Origin of the sequence: Clostridium sp. SHJSY1 (assembly GCF_031626875.1) — a bacterium.
In the GTDB taxonomy this organism is placed as follows: Bacteria; Bacillota; Clostridia; order Clostridiales; family Clostridiaceae; genus Clostridium.
Genome location: NZ_JANDMF010000045.1, coordinates 1 through 21,270 on the forward strand (window position 1 = coordinate 1; position 21,270 = coordinate 21,270).

A 21,270-nucleotide genomic window follows, 5' to 3' on the forward strand; every position below is an offset into this window, starting at 1 on the left:
GGAAGGTGGTGTTAGGGTAGTGGTGGTGAGGGTTTGGATGGGGTTGGGGTGGTTCAGGACTTTGTTATAAAGGAACATAGATAATAAAAAAATATCACTTAAAGTGTATATGACATTTATAGAAAGTTTTGATAGCGAACTAAAAAAGTTATTAATATAATCTCATACATGTCATTCTGATAAAAAATTAAAGGACTTTAAATTTAGAAAAGCAATTTATATAGTTAGACAAGTATTTGAATGTTTATGGTTGTATATTATATAATTGAACAAATGGACAAGTGTAAGTAACTATCAATTTAAACCAAAAAATTTGGAGGTATTAAGATGGAGTATTCTGAATGGAGACTACAACTAATAGAAGGAGTTCGTAGCAAGTATGGAGAAGGATATAAAATTTATTATCCAGATAAAACAATTGAAGAAGCTGATTGTATTTTGGAAAAAAATATATATATTGTAGATGAAGATAGACTGGAAGAAATGTTGTTGGAAGATTGCAAAAAGAAGATAATTGAGTTTTCAGAAACCAAATATAATAAGGATATTTATGCTTTAGTCCTTGAAGTTGACTCGGATGTAGGACAGATTGGTATTTCGATTAATTCTATTGCTGCGTATGAAAATAGAGTTGCTAATACATATTCAAATTATTCTCAGGATAGATTAAATGGAATATCTGGAGTAAAATATAACGCTGGAGATTTTTGTTATAGGTTCTTTGATGATTTAATATATAATTCTGAACTTAAAGAAATATTAAACGCATATTATTGCATTAGAGCCGAACATCCTATTTTAGATGTTACTAAGCCAATTGCATTAAAAAATAACATTTTTGACAATGGGTTATCTTTGATTGGAATAAATATCTTAAATAGAATGCAGGATGTAGTAAATGCATTAGATTGTACGTTGAATTTTATAGCATTTGTTAGCCTTGGTGATATGGATAATAAAACAATTGTTTCATTAATGAAAAGAACAGCACCACTAAGCACATTAATTACAATTTTTGGAGATGAAATTTCTTCTTAAATCATGAAATAATGGAACTCTTGAAAAGGAGCTCCATTATTATATACTATATTATCAGCACTATTAATTAAACATATCTATTATTTTAAACAGAGAGCAAATAGAAAAGCTAGGAGTTAATCCTAACTTTTCATAGAATCTTTAATTATTTCATTATGCTGGTGTTTTAACATTGCCAAACCAGATACAAGGAATATTAAAGAAGATAAAATACGAACATAGTTAAACATATGTGGTAATCCAAAACTTAAAACAAATGTTAAAGATAATATAATTAAAAGCCCTATCAATTTAAATCTATCTATAATTTTTATCCCTGGTATAGAGGTAGCCCCTAGATAAGCAATATAACCAGATACAATATGTATAGGAGTAATAAAAACCCCAGGTATATCTATATTAAATGCTAAACTAAAATATAGGTAGTTTATTAATAAAATTAGCACTATTGCTTTCCATATCTTCATTTTCATCGTCGTAAACTCCTCCTTTAGTAAAAAATTATATCTCTTTCTTTAATTTATTTTCCAAGTGGCATATAAGTAATATTATAAATGTCCAGTAAATAATACCAGATATATAACGTACATAATCCATGGCATTAGGGAAGCCAAAACTAATAAATACTACAATAAATAATACAAAAATAGTTGACATTATCTTTAATCTATCTATACAATTTATTCCACTAACAGAAGTGACACCTAAGTATGCAATAAAAGCAGATAAAAGATGTATTGGCACAGCTATTCCCCCAGGAATATCTATTGTAAAAGCTAATCTTAAATATATGTAATTAATTAATAGTATAAGTAAATTTGCTTTCCACACCTTCATGTTTATTCTCCAATAATTTCCATGCACTTCTTATAGAAATAATAAGCTATTCCAAGGCAAGTTATAATATATATAATAAAAGATAAAATATTTATAAACATAGTGTTATTTGGCAAGGAAAAACTAAGTAAAAGTATAAGTAAGGAAAAGAATATAAGAGCTATTAGCTTTAATCTTGTTTTCAAATTTATTACTTTTATTGAATTAATACCACCATTATAAATAAGTAAGCCTGAGACTAATAATACTGGAAAAGTAAAAATACCTGGTAGGTTATAAGTAAAAGCTAAGTACACATATAAAAGGTTTATTAATGTAGTTATTATTACTGCTTGCCAAATCTTTAAATTCATCATTATTATCAACTCCTCTTTCGTTTATAAAATTATATCATGTTTCTGTTTTTAAGAGCTTAATAAAAGGTTGATTTGATAACAATGTTAGTTATAAACCCTCTTTTTAAAGGGGCTTTTTGCCATTTACAAGGAAAAAGAATCAATGTAAAATTATATATGTGGGAACAATAAATACATTAAGCAAACGATAGGAAAAATTTTATATTGAATGGAGATATAAAATGAGTAGATTGTTTAATGTAAAAAATGGACAAATAAGAGAAAATTTAATTATTGAAGTGATTAGGGCAACTTTTTAGGTTGCTCTTGTTGTGATGTTTAAAATTAGAAAACTTAAGAATGGAGGCTTAAATTATGCAAGATGAGATACAAATAAAAGTAGAAAAATTGACAAGTGATTTAGAAAGACTGAATGCAGCCATAGAAGATTTTAAACCTTATTCTAAAAATTTTATGAATAGAACTGTAGAAAGGTTAAATGGCTTAAACTCTGATTTTGTAGATAAAGTAAAAGTGGCTTTATCGAATATGGCAGATACAAAAGCTCCAGAATTAATAAAAGAAATAGAGATTATTCACCAAAATGGAGTAGATTTAGTGAAAGAATTTAAGAAAAAAGATATGGAAATAGCAGATAGTGAGAATTTAGGGAAGTAGGTAAATAGTCATGGCAAACAGGATAAAAAAGCAGGATGCAGAAAATGCAGTAGCTAGATATATAGAAAAGATAGAAGAAGCTAGAAGAAAGATAATAAAAAACTTTAATGAAATGGATTTAGAAAATTCAGATGTTAATGAGGAGTATAGAGAATTAGTTGAAGCTATAACACGTGATTGTAATAGATTAATTAGGGATATAGAAGAATACAATTTTAGGTAGGAGGGCAGACTTTGAAAAATGACATAATAATAAATTATTCTATAATAGAAGATATAGTTGGAGACATATTTCAATATAAATCAGCTCTACAGATTATGGAAGAGTCCTTAAAGAGTATGAAGGATGTATTAGAAAACGAAAATCGTGGTGAATCTATAGATGCATTGGTAGAAAAGTATGATAAGCTTCAAAATTATATAGATTCATGCAAAGAAGAATTAACAGATTTATATGGACTTTTTGCAGGATATTATGAAGAGATGATAACATATATAAAACCTACTAATAAATTAGTGAATGTGAGAGTTGATAGATTAGATGTTTATTTCAATTTACAATCAATAATATATGCAATTCAAGATATAAGGAACTTAAAGTATGGTAGCAATTATATAAATGCATTTGCAACTTCAACAAGTGACTATGGTTCATCTGATAATTTACAAGTTTCATATGGATGGCATCCTAATAAAATAGTAAATGAAGAAGAAAAAAAGAATGAAGAAGATAACTATCAGAAACTTCAAGAGATAAGAGAGTTAATAGAAAGATATTCAAGAAGAATAACAGAACGAGGAGAGGTTATGGAGGACCTCTTTAATAATAAAGTAGTGCATTTTGAAGAGACGGATGATATTTATGCAGGTAAAGTAGCCCCTATATATAATAAATATACAAGCATTGAGGAAGCACGAGCAAATCTCAAGGCCAAGCAAGATGAAAATATGAAGAAAGCATGGGATGCAATTTGTAATTCATTTAAATCTGCATTTGAATTAATTGGAGGTATTGCTGATTATACCAAGGGAGCAGAAGCAGTATGGGAAGCTAAAATATTAGGAAAAGAAATGACACCACTTGATAATTATTATGCTGAAAAATACCATAAAGGCAATGAGATTTTAAAAGCTATTCTTGAAGACCCATCAATTATACCTGAAGGTATGGCTCAACAGATGTCTGATGATTTAGACCAAAAGGGATTAGCATATTTTACTGGTTCTATTATTGGAGATTATTTGTTATTTAAGATAGGGAAAGGTATTAAAGTTAAGGTTAGTAATATTGTAGAAGTTGAGAAAGTATTTGAAAAAGTCTCATCTGTTATAAATAAACTGAAAACTAAGTTTGATGATATATTTGATATAGTTGAAGAAACAGTTGATGAAGGGGATTCAATAGTATTTAAGTTAGGGAATGGCTCTGAAACAACAATATCCAAAGCAGAACTTAGAGCACAAGGCATATCAGATTCTGCAATACAATATTGTATAGAGGGGTGTTTTGTAGGAGATACTCTTGTATTAACAGATAAAGGGTTTATAAGAATTGATGAAATTGAAGTAGGAGATTTTGTTTATGCAACTGATGTAAAAACAGGAGATAAAGAATATAAAGAAGTTTTACAGGTTCATATAAGAAATACTAATGAATTCGTTAAGCTTAATGTTGAAGGAGAAGAAATAATAACAACTCCAGGACATTTATTTTATACAAATGAAGGTATGTGGATAATAGCAGGAGAGCTAAAGCCAGGAGATGAAATATTATCTTCTGATGGACAAGCTAAAAAAGTTATTTCAGTAAAAGAAGAGTTGCTAGAAGAAACAGAAAGAATATATAATTTAAGTATTGAGGGATATAGTACATATTATATTTCAAAGCTAGCACTTTTAGTACATAATATGGGATGTGTTAAGTTAGCCGATTTAATAAAGGCTGCGTCTGAGAAGAGTGGAAAGTTCTCTACTAATGAACTTCAAAATCTTAATGTTACTTTAAAAACCAATCAAAATTATTCAAATATAATGTTTAGAGAGCTTATGACAGGCGTAAGTAATGATATATTCGTATTAGATAAAGTTACCTACAATGGGAGAAATGCTATTAAAATAGTGACAACGAGTAACAGTACTTCAATAATTATTGATTCACAAGGAAAAGTGCTTGAAATGAGGTGGATTATTGGGGAACAAATTGAAGACCGAACAAAGTTTACTGGTTGGGCAAGGTCACTTGTAGGGGCTGGAAATCAAAAAGGTCATTTAAAATCCATCTCTGAAGGAGCACTAAATAATTGTATTGAAGATAGTCCATTAAATGTTATTCCTCAAACTTCACCCGTAAATCAATCGAAAATAAAAAGATTTGAGTATTATAGAAGAGATAGCCTTCAAGGTAAAGAGGTAATAAATGAAAATTTAGCCAATGGGTATGTTAGAGTTAGAATTCCTGAAGGAAATATTGATGTAACATATAATCCATTGTCTACAAGTGCAAGAGATTGGCCAAATGATTGGTATATATCCGAAAACTACCCTGGTAGAATTTGGCGTTAATTTATTAGAAATAGAAAGGTGATAATAAATGGGAAAAGAACTTTATTTATTAAAAGTAGGAGACCTTTATGGGTATATAGATTATACTGGAGAAATAGTGATTGAACCAATGTATAAAAATGCTAATGATTTTAGTGATGATATTGCTCTAGTTACAACAGCAGATGGGAAAAAGAAATTTATAAATGAAAAAAATGAAGAATTGTTTACAGTTGATTTTGAAGGAATTTCAAGTTTCAATAATGGTTATGCTTTTTTTAGGAAGGATGGAAAAACTGGATTTATAAATAAAAATGGGGAAATAGAAATTCAACCAGAAATTGATTGGGTTATAAAAAATTTTGATTCTAATAGTTTATCAATTGTTGAAGTAAAAGAAAAATGGGGGGTAATTGATAAATCTGGTGATTTTGTAGTTGAACCTATTTATGAAGGAATAAATGATTTTGGAGATGGCCTAATGTCAGCTCGATTAAACGGTAAAGCTGGATTTATTGATATAAATGGGAACGTAAAAATTGATTTTAAATTTACAGATGTAGGCCCTTTTTCAGAAGGAATTGCTATAGCATCAATAGATGGAGAAAAATATGGGTACATAGATAATTCAGGAGAATTTATTATACAACCAGAATATTATAATGGATTTGATTTTAAGGATGGACTTGCAGCAGTTACCTTAAAGCTTGATGGCAGATGGGGATTTATAAATAAAGAAGGAGAGCTTGTGATAAAGAATAAATATATAACTGTTGATAGCTTTAGTGAAGGTTTAGCTGTAGCAGAGTATGGAAAAGGTATCGGTTATATTAATACCAATGGAAAGGTTATATTAAAACACATTTTTAATTCAGCATATAGTTTTAAAAATAGCCTTGGGTTAGTAACATATAAAGGTGAATGGGGTTATGTTAATAAAGAAGGTGAGTTTGTGTATAAACCAAAGAGTTTTGATTTATGGTAAGAGAAATTAAATAGCGTATTGGTGATAAAATAGAGGAAAAAGTGATAAGAGAAATGGAATCACAATGGAGTATAAAGTTTCCAAAGGAATATGTAGATATTGTCATGGCAAATGATAATAGCAGACCTAAAGTAAAAGATGTAAATGAAGAATGGCAAACTGGGCTTATTGATATTCCAGATTGGGAAACAATATCGTTTATATTTATAAGTTTTATGGAAGGTGAAAAAAGAAAAGAGCCTATGATTAAATTTATGTATGATATCTACAAAGGTTGTTTTCCAGAACCAGATAAAATGTTTCAATTTGCAATAGATGGAGATGGAAATATATTCTTTTTTGATTACAGAAAAGATGAAAAAGAACCAGCAATTTTATTTTTAGACCATGAAGAGGCTTATTCTGAAAAGGATATTACAGAAGAAGATTTAAAGAAAAGACCTCTATATGAATTATTAGATGAAAATTTCTATCGTGTTGCTAATTCATTTGAAGAATTTTTGGATATGATTTACCCTGATGATGAGGATTAATTTTATAATGTGAGAATATGGGAAAAGTAATTTTTATTTAGGTATAGGAAAAGCTATATCACGATATAACATTCATTAAAACAACCTAGAATTAATTGATGAATAGATTCAAAATAATATTATTTGAATGAATAAAAAATATATTACAACAAATTTAGGAGTATAATAGATTTTAAAGCAAGTGCTTTAGAAAGAATAAAAGAATTTTGATAGGATTAATGTTTCAGTTGTTGGAGCATTAATCTTTTTTCGTGTAATAGAAACAACATAAATAGGAAAGTAGTTACTAAAATGTAAGTTGTTAAATGAAGCATTTCAGTAATTCAAGTAGGAGATTTTATTTATGTAACTTCTGTAAAAGAGGTATTAATTTAGCCCCAAAACAATCTTATTATATATGAAAAGGTGAATAGAAATCTGTAGGAAGAGGATAAAGAAAAGGACCATCTACACAAGAGAGTTAGACATACTTAAATGGGGGGATTATATTTGAGAATAGAAGAGAGTTGGTTTATTATACATTTTAGAGATTATTTTGAAGCATGTGTAAGGCTGCAAAAAGCTAATACAGAACAGTATTAAAAGATTTGAGTTCAAATGAAATTGAAGATAAATGAATATAAATTTAAAAAGAGATTTTTAGTATCAAATAGAAAGAATATATACATAATAAATAATGATAATTGAAAGTCAATATTGAGATGATATTTAGATTTATAATACAGTTTATTTAATTAACAATATATTGTAACTAATACTGATAGAGTATGTTTTTATTAGGAAAGTAAAACTATAATAAACAGCAGTATTTTATTGTGAATGACTTTGTGAAGATATAGAGGTTAAAAAGGAGGAGTATTAAATGAGTAAAATGGTAAATTGCAAAGCGTGTGGAAAGGAGATAGCAAAAGGTGTAAATAAGTGCGTTCATTGTGGTAAAGACCAAAGGAATTTCTTTATGAAACACAAAATAATAACTGGAATATTAGTGCTTGTTATAATAGGTGTTATTGGTTCTGCAATGGGAGGAAATAAGAATAATACAACTGGTCCAAATACTACAGAAACAAAGAAAATAGAGGAGAAAGAGGTAGAGGCAGTTAATGTTTCGGCTGCTGATTTAGCCAAAGCCTATGAAGACAATGAGGTAAATGCAGATAAGGATTATAAAGGAAAAACAGTTTTGATAAACGGTAAGATAAGTGATATTGGTGTTATTGCTGGTCAAACTTTTGTTGTACTTTCATCAGAAAAAGACTTTGCTATAACAAATGTTCAATGTTTTTTTAAGGAAAAATCGGAAATCGACAAAATAGCAAACTTAAAAAAAGGTGATGCTGTTAAAATACAAGGAGTTGTTGACGGAAAATCAATGAATGTTGGGGTAAATAACTGTGTATTAAAGTAATTAAAACTATAAATTATGTTAATAAGCACTGGCTGAAAAGTTGGTGCTATTTTTGGGCTATATTTTCTCTTTTGGTTGCTTGTAAGAGAAAGTAATGTGCAAATTAATGTAACTAGTACTGTATTGACTTTTAATAGAGTAAGTCAGTCAATGCAAGAAATAAGTAGAAATATAAGAATAGTCTTCTGTAATGTCACAGAAAATTTTAGGTCTTGCTGGTGATTTAGTGTCATTCAAGAATAAATTTAAAATACTTCATTACTAAAAAGTATTTTCAATATATAAAATCATAATATTTTAGAGATAAGAAGGAGATATTTATGAATTTAAAAGAAACATTACAATCAATAGGAGTAAGTATAGTAGTAGGAATTATTTGTGCAGTAGTATTATTAATAATTAGAAATAACACCAACATTGAATTTTCTAGTGGGTGGGTGGCTTTTGCTTTAGGAAGTATCATAGGAATAGTTGCAAATATAATAAATAAGAAGTTTCCAAAAAAGTAATTAAGTAGTTAGTTAAAGTCCATTTGGGCTTTTCCTTTTTTTTCTTTAAGAAATTATACAAAAATACTTGATTTTTAATACAAACATTAACTATATACAAGTATAAAAACTTAAAGATAAAAAGGAGAGGGTATTTTGGGTACAATTTTTAATAAAGATACTATAAGATTTTTGGAGGCATTTGGTTTTGATAAGATAGCTTTAAGAAGTTTTCCAGATATTAAAAGTGATTTAAAAGGTGTTGAAAAAAGAGGCAATAAAATAAGATGTAATATTTGTGGTAAGTTTCATGAAGAAACAGATATGTTACTATATATAAAAGATAGACCAATATGTAAAAGATGTTCTTCTGTAAAAATTGAAGTAACTCTAAATGATATGGAAAAATGGGGAAGACTACTATGGTTTAAAAATAAATATTGTAGGCATGGTGTTCATGTAGCTATTAATGGAGCTCATAAGGATTCAGATGTAAAAAAGGTTCATGCACACTTCTTTGAAATAGATGATAAGTCTATGGAAGAACAATGGGCTTTGATTCAAAAACTACCTTTAGAACCTAGTGTTATAGTTAAAACTAGAAGGAGCTATCATGTTTATTTTCTAATTAAAGGTGGAGAAGTAAAGAAGTTTAGAGAAATACAACAAAGATTAGCTTATACTTTTGGTGGTGATATGCAAAAGAAAAATGAGTCAACTTGTATGAGATTGCCTGGTTTTTATCATAACAAGAAAGAACCTATACAAGTTAAACTAATTAAGTGTAATCCAGAACTTGTTTATACTCAATCTCAAGTAATAACTGAACTTAAGTTACTTAAGTTACCTCTAAAAGAAAAGAAATCAGGCAAGTTTTTTGATTTAACTAACTGCAAAGATGAATTAGAAAGTATGGTATATAGTCATATAAGACATTTGGTAGTTGCAGATACAGGAAGTAAGTTATTAATGAGTTGTTTAAATAGTTCACATAAGGATACTAATCCTTCTGCTGTATTCTTTAAAGATTCTCTATATTTTTATTGTAGTGGTTGTGGTTACAGTAAAGGTCTATATGAAACTGCATTGGAGCAAGGGTGGACAGATATAATTAATCACATAGAAGATAGAAGAAAAACAGCTTAAAGATAACGAATGATAAGTATAAGGAGGGGATTCCCTCCTTTAGTATTTTTAGATGAAAAATATGAAGTTTATATAGAAAGAAAGTCCTAATTTTTATGTAATAATGCAAATGAATATAAAACCATTTTATACATTTATTGAAAGTAGACTTAATCTATTGTAAAATATTTATGTTATTTAATAATAATTTCGAGGTGATTTAATGAATAGAGATGAAAATTATGAATTATTAAAATACCAGATAAAATTACTTCAATTAATGATTTCTAGTGTAACAGATGATGATAAATACATGTTTTACAATTTTGTAATAGACCATAATATTTCAGAGCAAAAGACTAAGATAATCTTGAAAAGCTTAGGAGTGTTAAAGGATAGAATTTTAGGAAATGAAGTATCAAGTGAGATGAAAGAACTTTGTGAGGGTATTGAGTCTTTAAATGATTTATTTATTAATAAAGAGCCATCTTTTAATGAGTATGAGGATTTTATAAGAAAATATATATCAGAAGAACTTGAAACAAAATATTTATTAATGGCTTTAAAAAGGCAAGGTATTCACATCGAGGTTTGTGAATATTTACTTAAAGATATGAAAAGTAACATATAAATGACAGAAAGACTTATTTAAAAATGCAAATTACTAAAATAATATACTTAGATAAGTTATTATAAAAAGTCTTAAGTTGGGTAGAAAAATATTAAGATATACAATTATAGGGGTAGCTACTTTGTTTTTATTTTTGTATCAAAATATTTATATAATTTAATATAATTCAGGAGTAAAAAAGAACTTCACAACTTTACAGTTATTTTAATATGTGGGAGGAATGGATTATGAAGATTAAACTCCCTTTTGGATTTAGGGAGGACAGACTTATTCATATATCTGAGATTAATGAAAATGAAAGAGGATTACGATGTAATTGTGTTTGTCCTGAATGTAGACAACCATTAGAAGCAAGGTTAGGAAATAAAAATATAAGACATTTTGCACATAGTAACCAGAATTGCAAAAATGCATTTGAAACAACTTTACATAAATTTGCCAAGGAGATATTGGAGAAAAGTAGAAAAATAAAATTACCAGAATTAAAACTTATATATAATAAATATTATAAATCAATGTCAGATTTTGAATTGAGTTATTATAAATTTGATTATAAGAATTTTTTAGATAATGAGGGATATAAAGAAAAAACAATAGCAAATGAATTTTTTTTGGAATTTGATGAAATAAAACTAGAAACTCAAATTAATACAATAGTTCCAGATATAATAGTATATAAAAATGGTGTTCCTTTACTAATTGAAATAGCAGTAACTCATTATATTGATAATGAAAAGGAAAGAAAAATAAAAGAATTAGGTATTTCTACAATAGAAATTGATTTAAATATAAAAGAAATAGATTGTTATAACTTTGATAGAAAAGTTATTGAGCATATTATAGTAGATAATATTGATAGAAAAAAGTGGATATATAATAGAAAATCAGAATTAGCAAAAAGAAAGATTTTATATAATAATAAAATCAAAGCAGAAAAAGAAAGAATAAGGGAAAAACAAAAACTTTCAGAATACAATAGAAAAATAGATTTAAAACTTAAAAAAGTAGAGTTTTTAATCTCAAATTATGAAAAGAAGATTAAAGAATTTGAAATAGATTTTGAACTAAACAAATTATGGAATGAAATTTCAAATAGACTTAATATTAAAGCAGAAGATATACCTGAATATTTTAATTACGTAGTCCCAGGAGAATTAGCATTTAATTGTGATAGAAGGATATGGCAAAGTTATGTATTTGAAAAGTTTATTCTTAATAGAAAAGGTAATGTAGTAATGGTTTGTAATGTTATAAAATGGATTAAAAAATATTCAGCATTGCCTATAAATAAGGATTTAGAATATACAAAAGATATTAAGGGGAAAAATATACCAGATTTAACTAGTGCCATATTAAAATATCTATTGTATTTAAGGGATTATGGCTTTTTACATAAAGAAAGGTGTAGTGAAAATTTTTATACATCTTTTTTGGTTGTTAATGATGAGTTATTTATGACTGCCATATCAAAAGAAGAAAAAATACAAGGATTCATGAATGAGATGTATATAAATACAGTAGATAGAATTGATAAAGGGGTTAACACTAAAACTGAAGATGAAAAAGACATAGTTATTAATAGAAGTATTTATGTTAAAACATGGATATGTAGATTATGTAGACAAAAGACAAGTGATTGGACAATTTATTATGGAGAAGATAAAACTTGTATATGTAGAGCATGTAATGAAATTAGAGAATATTAATTCTTAGATATTGATGATAAAAATCTATAAGCTGAGTAATGGCTTAGAAGAAGTATATTTACTATGTAACAATCCAACAAACCCATTCAAATATAAATGAACCCTTGTTTTTTCAAAAAAAGCCTTGCAGGAAATACCGAAAAAAACCAAAAGAGAACAGAAATAAATCTGTTGATATAGGGTAGGAGCTCCAGAAAGAGCTCCTTTTTTGAACCCCAAAGAATCCAAAAAGACTCCAAACTAAAGCCCCCTAGGGGCTTACAAGCAGTAGCAGCTTTGCTGCTTGAGGTACCCATAAATGAGGTGTCTGATGGTATGTCTAATAGAAATTTGATAATGAATCCAATAGATTTCTGTACAACTACTTTTAAAAATAAGGCTATGTTTTAACACAATATTGAAATGTTTTATCAATTAACGGGTGAAGTATATCACCCGTTAGCACATTTTTAAGAATATTATATTCTATATAATATTAAAGTTTATGGTTCATATTTACGATATTTTTTTATTTTCTAATATTAAACAAACACTAAATAAAATTTCTATTACTATCATCATAATTGCAAGTATATAAGGTTTAAAGTTTACACCAACTATAAGTGATAAAATTGGTACTAAAATAGCAAATACTATATAGGATTTCGATTTATATAGCCAACCATATGGTAATAAATGTCCTCCAAAAATCATTGCTATTACCATTAACATTTTTTCGGGAACTGTTGGATATATCCACATAGCAATTAGTAAATATAGAATTTGATTTGCAGAAAAAAGAATCCCTAAATTAGTTAATGGATTTTCTTTGTTTTGAAAATCAACCTTTATTATCTTGGATATGAAGAATGCTAATGGCATTAATGGTGCTGTAGCACAAAATGTAAATAAGTTCTTTGTCAAAATAGGTAATGATGTTAAATGAATTATCAATACAACACACCAAATAATGATAGAAGCTAATATAAAATGTAACCCTTTCTTTTGCTTAATTGCACAATTTAATCGTAATTTTTCTAAATTCATAATCAGTCCTCCACAAATAAAACATAGCAAATTTACATAGCATAACATCTCAAAATAATGCAATAAATTACATTTACACACAAGACAATTATAACATTTATCTCAAGAAAATGTATATTATTATATAAATATAGGCTCTCTTTCCTTGAAGCTTGATGCTTTTGTATAGGCATTAGATTGGACAATAAAGTTCTTAATCTGCACAGCTTCTTTATTGTGTTCAAATAATTGTAGCCACTTGAACCAGTACATAGTTACTGATATATTTAGTCGCAACACCACTAAACCTACCAATCCACTTTTTTAACTTACTATGAATAGTATGATGTTTTAGAAATACCCCTTTTTTTAACCTACTTACCTCTCTTGTGAGCTTTTCTTGACATATTTGAAGGTCTTGTCCCTTTAAACCTTTCTGAGAAAAACACTACATCTGCTTCAATAACACCATCAACAGAGTCTACCCCCAAGAAAGAACTTGTGTGGTTAAGAATTTTTTGTTAATAACATAATTTGAATTGATAAAAGTATAATAAATGGAAGACAAGGCTTTGTTGTAGCTATAATATAAGCGATTGACTAAATAGTTTATTATAGTATATAATTTGATTAACTGATGAGGTTGATTTAGTGTTAGGCTAATAATACGGAGGTGCACTTGATAGTTTGGTGTGTACTTGTAAAAAGTGAGTTGACTATCCCTAACTAGGTTTTTAAATTGAAAAAGAAAACACTATTGTTAAATAAATAGATAGATATAAGTTTAAATTATTACTAATCTTAAATTGTGTTTATAGCAATTGGAATGTAATAATTTTTTTATTTAAATTAACATTTTTATAAGTTAATGTTTAGAACCAAGATGAAAAATTAAAGTACTAACAAAAGAAGAAATACAAAAGGTATATGATGTTACAACTAATATAAGCGATAAATTTCTAATAAAGATATTGGAACGGGTCTGCGAATAGGCGAAGACATTTATTTATAGAAGATATTGTATTTAAACATAACAAAGGGCATACAATTAAGTTAGTTGATAGAGGGGAAACTTCCTAATGGAGCAAGCTTAAAGACAGGTGAAAGAGAAATGAATGATAACAATAAAAATCCTATTATTGCAAGTTTAAAAAGAAAGATTAAAAGACTTGATTAAGAAAATAAGAAACTTAAAGAACAAGCTTAATTACACAGGATTTTACAAGTAATTATGGTTTTGTGAAATAATGGTATAATGAAATTATCACCAATGAAGCAATTATAAATTATTGTTCAGATTTGAAGCTAGGTAGTAGAGCCAGTTAGAATCATATACAAAATTAATAAATATGGAAAGATTGATAGATAGTCAAGAGGAGAAGAATTTGGATAAGTTATCTAAAATGCAAAAAAGAATACTTTGTTGTTTAGGACTAACAATAATGTTTGTATTAATGGGGAATAGTAATAATGTGCCAGAAGCTTTTATTCAAAGAATATTTAAACCTATTGTATTTAATGGGGGGAGATTTTACTATGCTATATTAATAGTTATAGTAGGAGTATATTATTGTTTAAAGAAACTTAATGAAATAAGAGAAAATTCTCTAATTAACAGAAACTTTAGAAGATTTATTGTAACAATAATATTAATGAATCTTTTTCCTGCAATGTGGGTTTATTGTATTCAATTCTATAAAGGATTTTCTAATGATTTAAATTCTGTATATCTTGATAGAGAGAAAACTTCAGTGTACTTTCAAAGAAATAAGGACAAACTTATTATAAACGGAGCAGTATATATAAGAAATTGCAGTAATTATACACAAAAATTTAAGATTAAAATTAAAGCACCATCTTTAATAAAGGAAGGTATAAATGAAGAATATATTACTTTAGAAAATGAATTTGAAGCACATCAGAAAAAAGAAGAAACTTTATATATAGATGAAGAACTAAAATTTGATAGAGAAATTCAATATTCAGGATATGGCTCAAAAGCCTTTGAATATATATTGTTTAATGATAAAGATGAAGTTGTTTTTAAAGGTACATTAGAAGAATATGAATTAAATGAGTTAGGTTCATAAAATTATTGTTTATGATAATTTAGAAATAGAGACTATATCTGTTTCTGCAAATGTTAATATATCATAAATAATAGGTGAAAATATGAGTGTTTCAAGACGTCTTGAAACGTCTATAAAACGTCTTGAGATGTTTTGAGACGGTTAGATAGAATTTTTTGATAATAATTGATTACTAAAAATAGATGAATGATTTATATAAAAACCTATCACTAAGGAATTTTTATTGACTTTTATAGCTTATATACCTTATTAATAATTAAATATATTTATAAGGAGGAATCAGATTTGAGATTTGATGATTATATAGGAGAAATGATTAATAAATTAACAGTAGAAGAAGATTGGATTTTAGTAGCTTTAAATGATGGAGATTGGGCAAATCCTTTAAGAGTTAAAGATTTGATAGAACTAACAAAGTTAAAAAAAACAACAATAAATGTATATATTAGAAAATTTATATTTTTAGGATGGGTAACTATAATAACAAATAAAAGAAGTCAGATGTATTACTTAACAGGTTTAGGGGAAAATGTTGTTAGAGTGATAATAGAAAAATATAATTGTGGACAAGAAGAAAGCTAGATTTTGCTGTTTAATGTTTATTAAGCAAATATAAGGAAATTGTGTTGGGTTTAAATAAAAGAAAATTACAAGTAATTTTAGATTATATAGAAAAAGATACAGAAATAGCTTAGATTAAGAAGAGATATAAAACTCTTCTCTGTTTCTTGGAAACTTAAAAAATACATTATGCATCTATAATAAAGAGCTCCCAAAAGGGAGCTCTTTATTATAGGTGTAAATAGGATATAAGGAAAGAATTCAATTTGTTTTTTAAAGCAGTAGCTTCAATTAAATTTTGTTCAAAAAACTTTTTTTGAAAATTACTTAATGATTGAATATTTCTTGCAAAAAATTCCGTTTTTAAGTAGTTATGGTGATTTTCCAATAAATATTTACATTCTAATAACTTGGAAAGATTATCAATTGATTTATGGTAGGGAATATTGTTATTTAAGTCCTCTAGCAATAGTTCTTTTAATACATTTATTTCTTTTCGTAAATTTTTTAACTTATAATCTTTTGTGCTCATAAAAAGCCCTCCTTTTAATAGTTTATAAATATATATAAGAAATTTAGATATAAAAAAGCAAGTATAAATTAAATTTTTTTATAAATAATATAATTTGAATAATTTTTGCGTATTTCAAGTGAATACTTAATTCCGATAAATAGTATATATAAATGAAATTAGAAAAATAACAAAAGATAAGATATTTCGTAAGTAAATATAGAATTAATAAATTAATTGAAAATAATACTTTCAAAGTTGTATATGAAAGAGCTAATAGAAATCATGGAAAAGCTATAGTTTGTAAATTTCTAAGACATGAGATATTTACAATTATCCTATTCAAACAAAAAGTTGAAAAGTTTTAATTGAATTAAGAGTTGTAATAAATGTAGATGATGTGTTATCTATGGTTATTATTTTTATCTGAATTTATAAAGGATAATTTATAGTGCTAAATTGTTAGGTAGGAAATTAATCAAGAGTTTGATTTATTATAATAGTAAATTAGAGGCTAATAGTTATTTGAATAATATTATATGGGAAAAATTTTTTGCATTAAAATGATAAGTTAAGAAATAATATATTTTATAATCAGTATTTATGAGTTTAATAAAAAGTTGTATAATTAGAATAACATTATTAGAAAAATATTACTATTTATATGAGGTAAAATAAATGAAGACTGAAGCAAAAAAAGTTTCAATAAACTTAAAAGAAAAGGAAATAATTGAATTACCATATGATAAGTTTTCACCAAAGTCAATTGAAAATTATTCTAAAGGGTTAGTAGAAAAAACTTTTAGAGAAGTGCTCGGAGAGGGTAAGGAATATAAGGGAAAGGGTGGTTTGGGTCAATTATTGGAAGAAAAGTATTTTTTGTATAAACCTAATAGTGACAAAAATCCAGACTTCTTAGAGGCAGGGGTTGAATTAAAAGTAACACCATTTAAGCAAAATAAGAATAAAAGTTTTGTAGCAAAGGAACGATTAGTTTTAAATATTATAAATTATATGGAAATTATAGATGAGGAATTTGAAACAAGCTGTTTTTGGAATAAAAATAAGTTGTTGCTACTGGTTCATTATTTTTATAAAGAGAATATAGACAAGTTGGATTATGTTATTAAAAATTCTCAATTGTTTACATATAATGATGAGGACTTGGCTATTATACGAGAGGATTGGAATAAAATAAAAAATAAAATAGAAAATGGTAAGGCACACGAACTAAGTGAAGGTGATACTTTTTATTTAGGGGCTTGCACAAAGGGTGGAAAAGAAACAAAGGATAGAAAACAGCCTAATAATACAATAAAAGCTAAACAAAGAGCTTTTTCATTAAAAAATAAGTTTATGACATACGTATTGAATGATTACATTTTAAAAGGTAAAAATACATATGAATCTATAGTAAAAAATAAAGATATATTAAAAAACACTACTTTTGAGAAGTATATAATTGATAAAATTATTAGATTTAAAGGGATGTCAGCAAATGAATTAGCAAATGAATTTGATGTAAAGATAAAATCGAAACATTTTACATCTATAATAGCAATGCGAATGTTAGGGATAAAATCTAATAAAGCAACTGAATTTGAAAAAGCAAATATAAAGATAAAAGCAATAAGAGTAGAAAATGATAATACAATAGAACAACATATGTCGTTTCCAGTGTTTAAATTTAAAGAAATAATAAATGAAAAATGGGATACATGTAGTTTTAGAGAATATTTGACAGAAACAAAATTTCTATTTATCATATTTAAATTTAATGAGGAGAATGAGTTGATTTTAAAAGGTTCCATGTTTTGGAATATGCCATATAGCGATTTAGAGAATGATGTTAAAATGGTATGGAAAAAGACAAGAAATATTATTAAGTGTGGGGTTGAGATAAATAAAAAAGGTAAAAAACAATATAATAATTTACCAGCAGCATCTGAAAATGATGTTTGTCATGTTAGACCACATGCGAGAGATAGTTCAGATATAGATATATTACCAGATGGAAGAACATTAACTAAACAGTGTTTTTGGTTAAATAATAATTATATTTTGCAGCAAATATTATATATATTGGAGAAATAATAATGGCAGGATACATAGTGAGTTTAAAAGATGAGGATTCATTAAGAAGATGCATAAATATTGGGTGCTATAGTACCAATTTGAGTAAACCTAAAAATGGAAATTGGTTGATACATCATGAGGGAACATTTGCAGACTATTTTGGAATGAATTCAGGGGATAATATATATTTTTTTATTAATAGAAAAATATATGGGATAGGAGAACTAATAAATATAAAGTGGAAATGTAGTTATCTAAATTATCCGAATGCAGATGTTGCTAATATATATGATTATGAAAATATAAAAAAAATGATGCTTTTAGACAGTATAGAAAATTTGGACAATAGATGTATTTGTTTGTTTAAACCTAATCCTAACTTCTTTATTAATGGAGTTGATATGGATGATGTACTTTCTTCAAATCCATCTAAATTTAGAATGCTAAGAGCCTTTTGGAAGCTATCTTTTATCAAAATTGATGATGAAGAGAATAAGGCATTAAAGGATATATTATTAAAAAGAAATGAAGAATATATATACAAGAGAAGTAATTCGTTTGAATATAGTGATAGGTTTCATAAAATTATAGAATTAAAAATTAAGCCTGAATATATAATGGAATCTAATAATATTTTAAAAAATTGTTTTGAAAGTAACAAAATAAAACATGAGATGGCTATAGAGGCAGCAATAATAGATAATATTAATAAGAACGATAATAGTATTTTTGGAAAATGGGATTATATATCACATCAAGTTATAGCATCACCATTCAAGCCGATTGATTACATGGATAAGATGGATGTGTTTGGATATAGGTATATTGAAGGTTTTGATACTATTTCAAAGTATTTAGTTATTGAAATAAAAAAGGATATAGCAAGTAAAGAAGCTATTGACCAAATCATGAAGTATGTAGACTGGATAAATCAAGAATATTCATTTGGAGATTATTCAACAATTAAAGCATTTATTGTAGCGTATAATTTTCCTCAAGAGGTTATCCAGTATAAGGAAGAAGTTTGCATAAGAAATTATACAAAAGGAAGAAGACCTACCGTTGCTAAAACATGGACAGACATTGAATTAATATATTATAGATTTGAAAATAACACAATTAAATTTTATAGGAGCAATAGTTAAATACTGCTCCTTTTTATGGTTCATTATCAATTATATTAGAAAGTATATTACCCATTATAGTAATCAATCCAACAACTAATGCATTTCCCATACAAAAATATCTAAATCTATCTGACATACCAGTATTAGTCCAATTATCTGGAAAACCATTTAATCTTTCGCATTCAATAGGTGTAAGCTTTCGTAATCTATTTGTTATAGGGTCACAGATTATATGAGTACTTCTGTTTTTACTAGCTTCACTTGTAAGCATAGTTCGAGAAGGTTTATCTAGGGAGTCAGGAAAAGCAATTGGACCTTCAGAGAATATATACTTATGACCTGTTTTACTAACTCTTTCTATTTTCTTAGCACCTTTCATATAAGTCCAATCACTTAAATCAGAATCAAGATAAAATGATTCTGAAACATTTGTTTCAAGTATAGAGCTAAGATTAGCATAAGGACCATCATAACTAGGGATAGTTTCAGTTGTATAAATATGACCATTATTCATTACCCCAGAGTTATAGAAATCAAAACTAAAGTTATCAGAAATGTTTAAAACATTACCAAGCTCAAAATTACCAATATTATTTTTTGAGGTTGGTATTGCTGGAAATCCATTTTGGAAGAAACCTGTTACTCCAACTATATTATCTAATGTGCTATTATTAATGTTTGAATATTGAGTAGTATTTTTATAAGCAAAAATGAAAGTTCTTCTTCTTCTTTGAGAAAATCCATATTCTGCTGCATTTATAATACGCCATTCAACTGAATAGTTTTCTTCTGCAAGGCAAGCTAAGATAATACCAAAATCTCGTCCTCTTTGATTTGCTGGTGATTTTAACAGTCTATCAACATTTTCTAAAAGTACAAAAGGAGGTTGTTTTTCTTTGATAATATCAAGAATATCCCACCAAAGAACACCTTTCTTACCTTGGATACCTTTAGCTTGTGTTGATGCTACACTATAATCTTGACATGGAAATCCCCCAACTAGTAATGAATGAGCAGGTAATTATGATTTGTCAATAAGGCTAATATTTTCATTACTATGTATTAAATTATCTCCAAAGTGAGATATATAACAATTAAAAGCATCTTGATTTTTTCTGCTAGGTTCCCATTGATTTGCAAAAACAAAATCCCATTCAGTATGTGTGTTATTTAGACCAACTCTGAAACCACCTACACCAGCAAATAGTTCAACAACCGTTTTATTCATTTTTATTCTTCCCTTCTCTTTTGCGTAACTCTGAATCTATTATTTCACAAGCTTTTTCAGAAAAGCTATTACCAATACCATTTGTAATAATTTTTTCTTTCAATTCGGTTGTTATATATATTTTAACACCTATTTTTTTAGCTTGATTTAAAGGGGGTCTACCTGCCCCAAGTCTAGGACCTCCACGATAAGACATAAAATTTCTCCTTTTATGATACATAATACTGATAGTTTAGCAAATGAATAAAGATTTTACAACCCTTTTATTCAAACTTACGTTCTACAGAATGCTTTTTTATTATAAAAATATAGATAATATTTTAAAAAATTAAGAATTTAAAAGGGTTGTGGTGTAATTATATATGAG

At 26.9% G+C, this 21,270-nt stretch carries 21 protein-coding genes and 2 pseudogenes; 15 read left to right on the top strand and 8 right to left on the bottom strand.

The genetic code is table 11. From position 1 onward, the window contains the following. The first annotated feature begins 327 nt into the window (after nucleotides 1-327). Nucleotides 328-1,038 (top strand): DUF4303 domain-containing protein, encoded by a 711-nt coding sequence (locus NNC19_RS17975; protein ID WP_310940066.1) that lies wholly within the window; start codon nucleotides 328-330, stop codon nucleotides 1,036-1,038. 122 nt (nucleotides 1,039-1,160) lie between these two features. Here NNC19_RS17975 and NNC19_RS17980 read toward each other — a convergent pair whose 3' ends face one another. From NNC19_RS17980 to NNC19_RS17990, 3 genes are read right to left on the bottom strand one after another with little or no spacing between them, the layout of a single operon-like run. Further along, complete coding sequence (locus tag NNC19_RS17980) at nucleotides 1,161-1,511, bottom strand: hypothetical protein (protein WP_310940067.1); 351 nt, start codon at nucleotides 1,509-1,511, stop codon at nucleotides 1,161-1,163. 28 nt (nucleotides 1,512-1,539) lie between these two features. Then, complete coding sequence (locus tag NNC19_RS17985) at nucleotides 1,540-1,875, bottom strand: hypothetical protein (protein WP_310940068.1); 336 nt, start codon at nucleotides 1,873-1,875, stop codon at nucleotides 1,540-1,542. Nucleotides 1,876-1,877: 2 nt separating this feature from the next. Beyond that, nucleotides 1,878-2,231 (bottom strand): hypothetical protein, encoded by a 354-nt coding sequence (locus NNC19_RS17990; RefSeq protein WP_310940069.1) that lies wholly within the window; start codon nucleotides 2,229-2,231, stop codon nucleotides 1,878-1,880. Between the two features lie 354 nt (nucleotides 2,232-2,585). Here NNC19_RS17990 and NNC19_RS17995 point away from each other — a divergent pair, with 354 nt between their 5' ends. The 10 genes from NNC19_RS17995 (at nucleotide 2,586) to NNC19_RS18040 (ending at nucleotide 12,305) form a co-directional block, all read left to right on the top strand. Then, on the top strand, nucleotides 2,586-2,888 hold the full coding sequence (locus NNC19_RS17995) for a hypothetical protein (RefSeq protein ID WP_310940070.1): 303 nt from the start codon (nucleotides 2,586-2,588) through the stop codon (nucleotides 2,886-2,888). Between the two features lie 10 nt (nucleotides 2,889-2,898). After that, on the top strand, nucleotides 2,899-3,111 hold the full coding sequence (locus NNC19_RS18000; protein ID WP_310940071.1) for a hypothetical protein: 213 nt from the start codon (nucleotides 2,899-2,901) through the stop codon (nucleotides 3,109-3,111). Between the two features lie 11 nt (nucleotides 3,112-3,122). Next, nucleotides 3,123-5,450 carry a Hint domain-containing protein gene (locus NNC19_RS18005; protein ID WP_310940072.1) on the top strand — a complete coding sequence of 776 codons (2,328 nt, stop codon included), beginning with the start codon at nucleotides 3,123-3,125 and terminating at the stop codon, nucleotides 5,448-5,450. A gap of 28 nt (nucleotides 5,451-5,478) precedes the next feature. Further along, nucleotides 5,479-6,414 carry a WG repeat-containing protein gene (locus tag NNC19_RS18010; protein ID WP_310940073.1) on the top strand — a complete coding sequence of 312 codons (936 nt, stop codon included), beginning with the start codon at nucleotides 5,479-5,481 and terminating at the stop codon, nucleotides 6,412-6,414. A gap of 41 nt (nucleotides 6,415-6,455) precedes the next feature. Beyond that, nucleotides 6,456-6,947 carry an SMI1/KNR4 family protein gene (locus tag NNC19_RS18015; RefSeq protein WP_310940074.1) on the top strand — a complete coding sequence of 164 codons (492 nt, stop codon included), beginning with the start codon at nucleotides 6,456-6,458 and terminating at the stop codon, nucleotides 6,945-6,947. 862 nt (nucleotides 6,948-7,809) lie between these two features. Then, complete coding sequence (locus NNC19_RS18020; RefSeq protein WP_310940075.1) at nucleotides 7,810-8,355, top strand: OB-fold protein; 546 nt, start codon at nucleotides 7,810-7,812, stop codon at nucleotides 8,353-8,355. Between the two features lie 320 nt (nucleotides 8,356-8,675). Next, nucleotides 8,676-8,864 carry a hypothetical protein gene (locus NNC19_RS18025; RefSeq protein ID WP_310940076.1) on the top strand — a complete coding sequence of 63 codons (189 nt, stop codon included), beginning with the start codon at nucleotides 8,676-8,678 and terminating at the stop codon, nucleotides 8,862-8,864. Between the two features lie 135 nt (nucleotides 8,865-8,999). Further along, entirely contained in the window at nucleotides 9,000-9,989 is a 990-nt protein-coding gene (locus tag NNC19_RS18030; protein ID WP_310940077.1) for a DNA-primase RepB domain-containing protein, read from the top strand. A gap of 202 nt (nucleotides 9,990-10,191) precedes the next feature. After that, on the top strand, nucleotides 10,192-10,599 hold the full coding sequence (locus NNC19_RS18035; protein ID WP_310940078.1) for a hypothetical protein: 408 nt from the start codon (nucleotides 10,192-10,194) through the stop codon (nucleotides 10,597-10,599). A gap of 227 nt (nucleotides 10,600-10,826) precedes the next feature. After that, the gene (locus NNC19_RS18040) at nucleotides 10,827-12,305 is read left to right on the top strand and encodes a hypothetical protein (RefSeq protein ID WP_310940079.1); all 1,479 of its coding nucleotides are present in this window, start codon (nucleotides 10,827-10,829) and stop codon (nucleotides 12,303-12,305) included. Between the two features lie 495 nt (nucleotides 12,306-12,800). Here the strand turns inward: NNC19_RS18040 and NNC19_RS18045 are convergent, their stop codons facing one another. Together NNC19_RS18045 and NNC19_RS18050 are read right to left on the bottom strand one after the other, a co-directional pair. Continuing rightward, nucleotides 12,801-13,331, bottom strand: a complete 531-nt coding sequence (locus tag NNC19_RS18045; protein WP_310940080.1) for a DUF7010 family protein — start codon at nucleotides 13,329-13,331, stop codon at nucleotides 12,801-12,803. A gap of 120 nt (nucleotides 13,332-13,451) precedes the next feature. Continuing rightward, nucleotides 13,452-13,828, bottom strand: a pseudogene (locus tag NNC19_RS18050) (hypothetical protein); the annotation flags it as partial. Between the two features lie 831 nt (nucleotides 13,829-14,659). Between NNC19_RS18050 and NNC19_RS18055 the strand changes: the two are divergent. After that, complete coding sequence (locus NNC19_RS18055) at nucleotides 14,660-15,400, top strand: hypothetical protein (RefSeq protein WP_310940081.1); 741 nt, start codon at nucleotides 14,660-14,662, stop codon at nucleotides 15,398-15,400. Between the two features lie 285 nt (nucleotides 15,401-15,685). Continuing rightward, on the top strand, nucleotides 15,686-15,982 hold the full coding sequence (locus NNC19_RS18060; RefSeq protein ID WP_310940082.1) for a hypothetical protein: 297 nt from the start codon (nucleotides 15,686-15,688) through the stop codon (nucleotides 15,980-15,982). 208 nt (nucleotides 15,983-16,190) lie between these two features. On the opposite strand, the gene NNC19_RS18065 is transcribed toward NNC19_RS18060, so the two are convergent. After that, nucleotides 16,191-16,493 carry a hypothetical protein gene (locus NNC19_RS18065; RefSeq protein ID WP_310940083.1) on the bottom strand — a complete coding sequence of 101 codons (303 nt, stop codon included), beginning with the start codon at nucleotides 16,491-16,493 and terminating at the stop codon, nucleotides 16,191-16,193. A 657-nt stretch (nucleotides 16,494-17,150) separates the two neighbouring features. Between NNC19_RS18065 and NNC19_RS18070 the strand changes: the two genes are divergently transcribed. Beyond that, the gene (locus NNC19_RS18070; RefSeq protein ID WP_310940084.1) at nucleotides 17,151-18,566 is read left to right on the top strand and encodes a Sau3AI family type II restriction endonuclease; all 1,416 of its coding nucleotides are present in this window, start codon (nucleotides 17,151-17,153) and stop codon (nucleotides 18,564-18,566) included. A 2-nt stretch (nucleotides 18,567-18,568) separates the two neighbouring features. Then, nucleotides 18,569-19,693: a hypothetical protein gene (locus NNC19_RS18075; RefSeq protein WP_310940085.1), complete on the top strand. Its 1,125-nt coding sequence runs from the start codon at nucleotides 18,569-18,571 to the stop codon at nucleotides 19,691-19,693. A gap of 13 nt (nucleotides 19,694-19,706) precedes the next feature. Here the strand turns inward: NNC19_RS18075 and dcm are convergent. Continuing rightward, nucleotides 19,707-20,903 (bottom strand): annotated as a pseudogene (gene dcm, locus NNC19_RS18080) (DNA (cytosine-5-)-methyltransferase). Next, nucleotides 20,896-21,099, bottom strand: a complete 204-nt coding sequence (locus NNC19_RS18085) for a hypothetical protein (RefSeq protein WP_310940086.1) — start codon at nucleotides 21,097-21,099, stop codon at nucleotides 20,896-20,898. The pseudogene dcm and the gene NNC19_RS18085 overlap by 8 nt, the downstream one beginning before the upstream one ends. Nucleotides 21,100-21,270 lie beyond the last annotated feature (171 nt).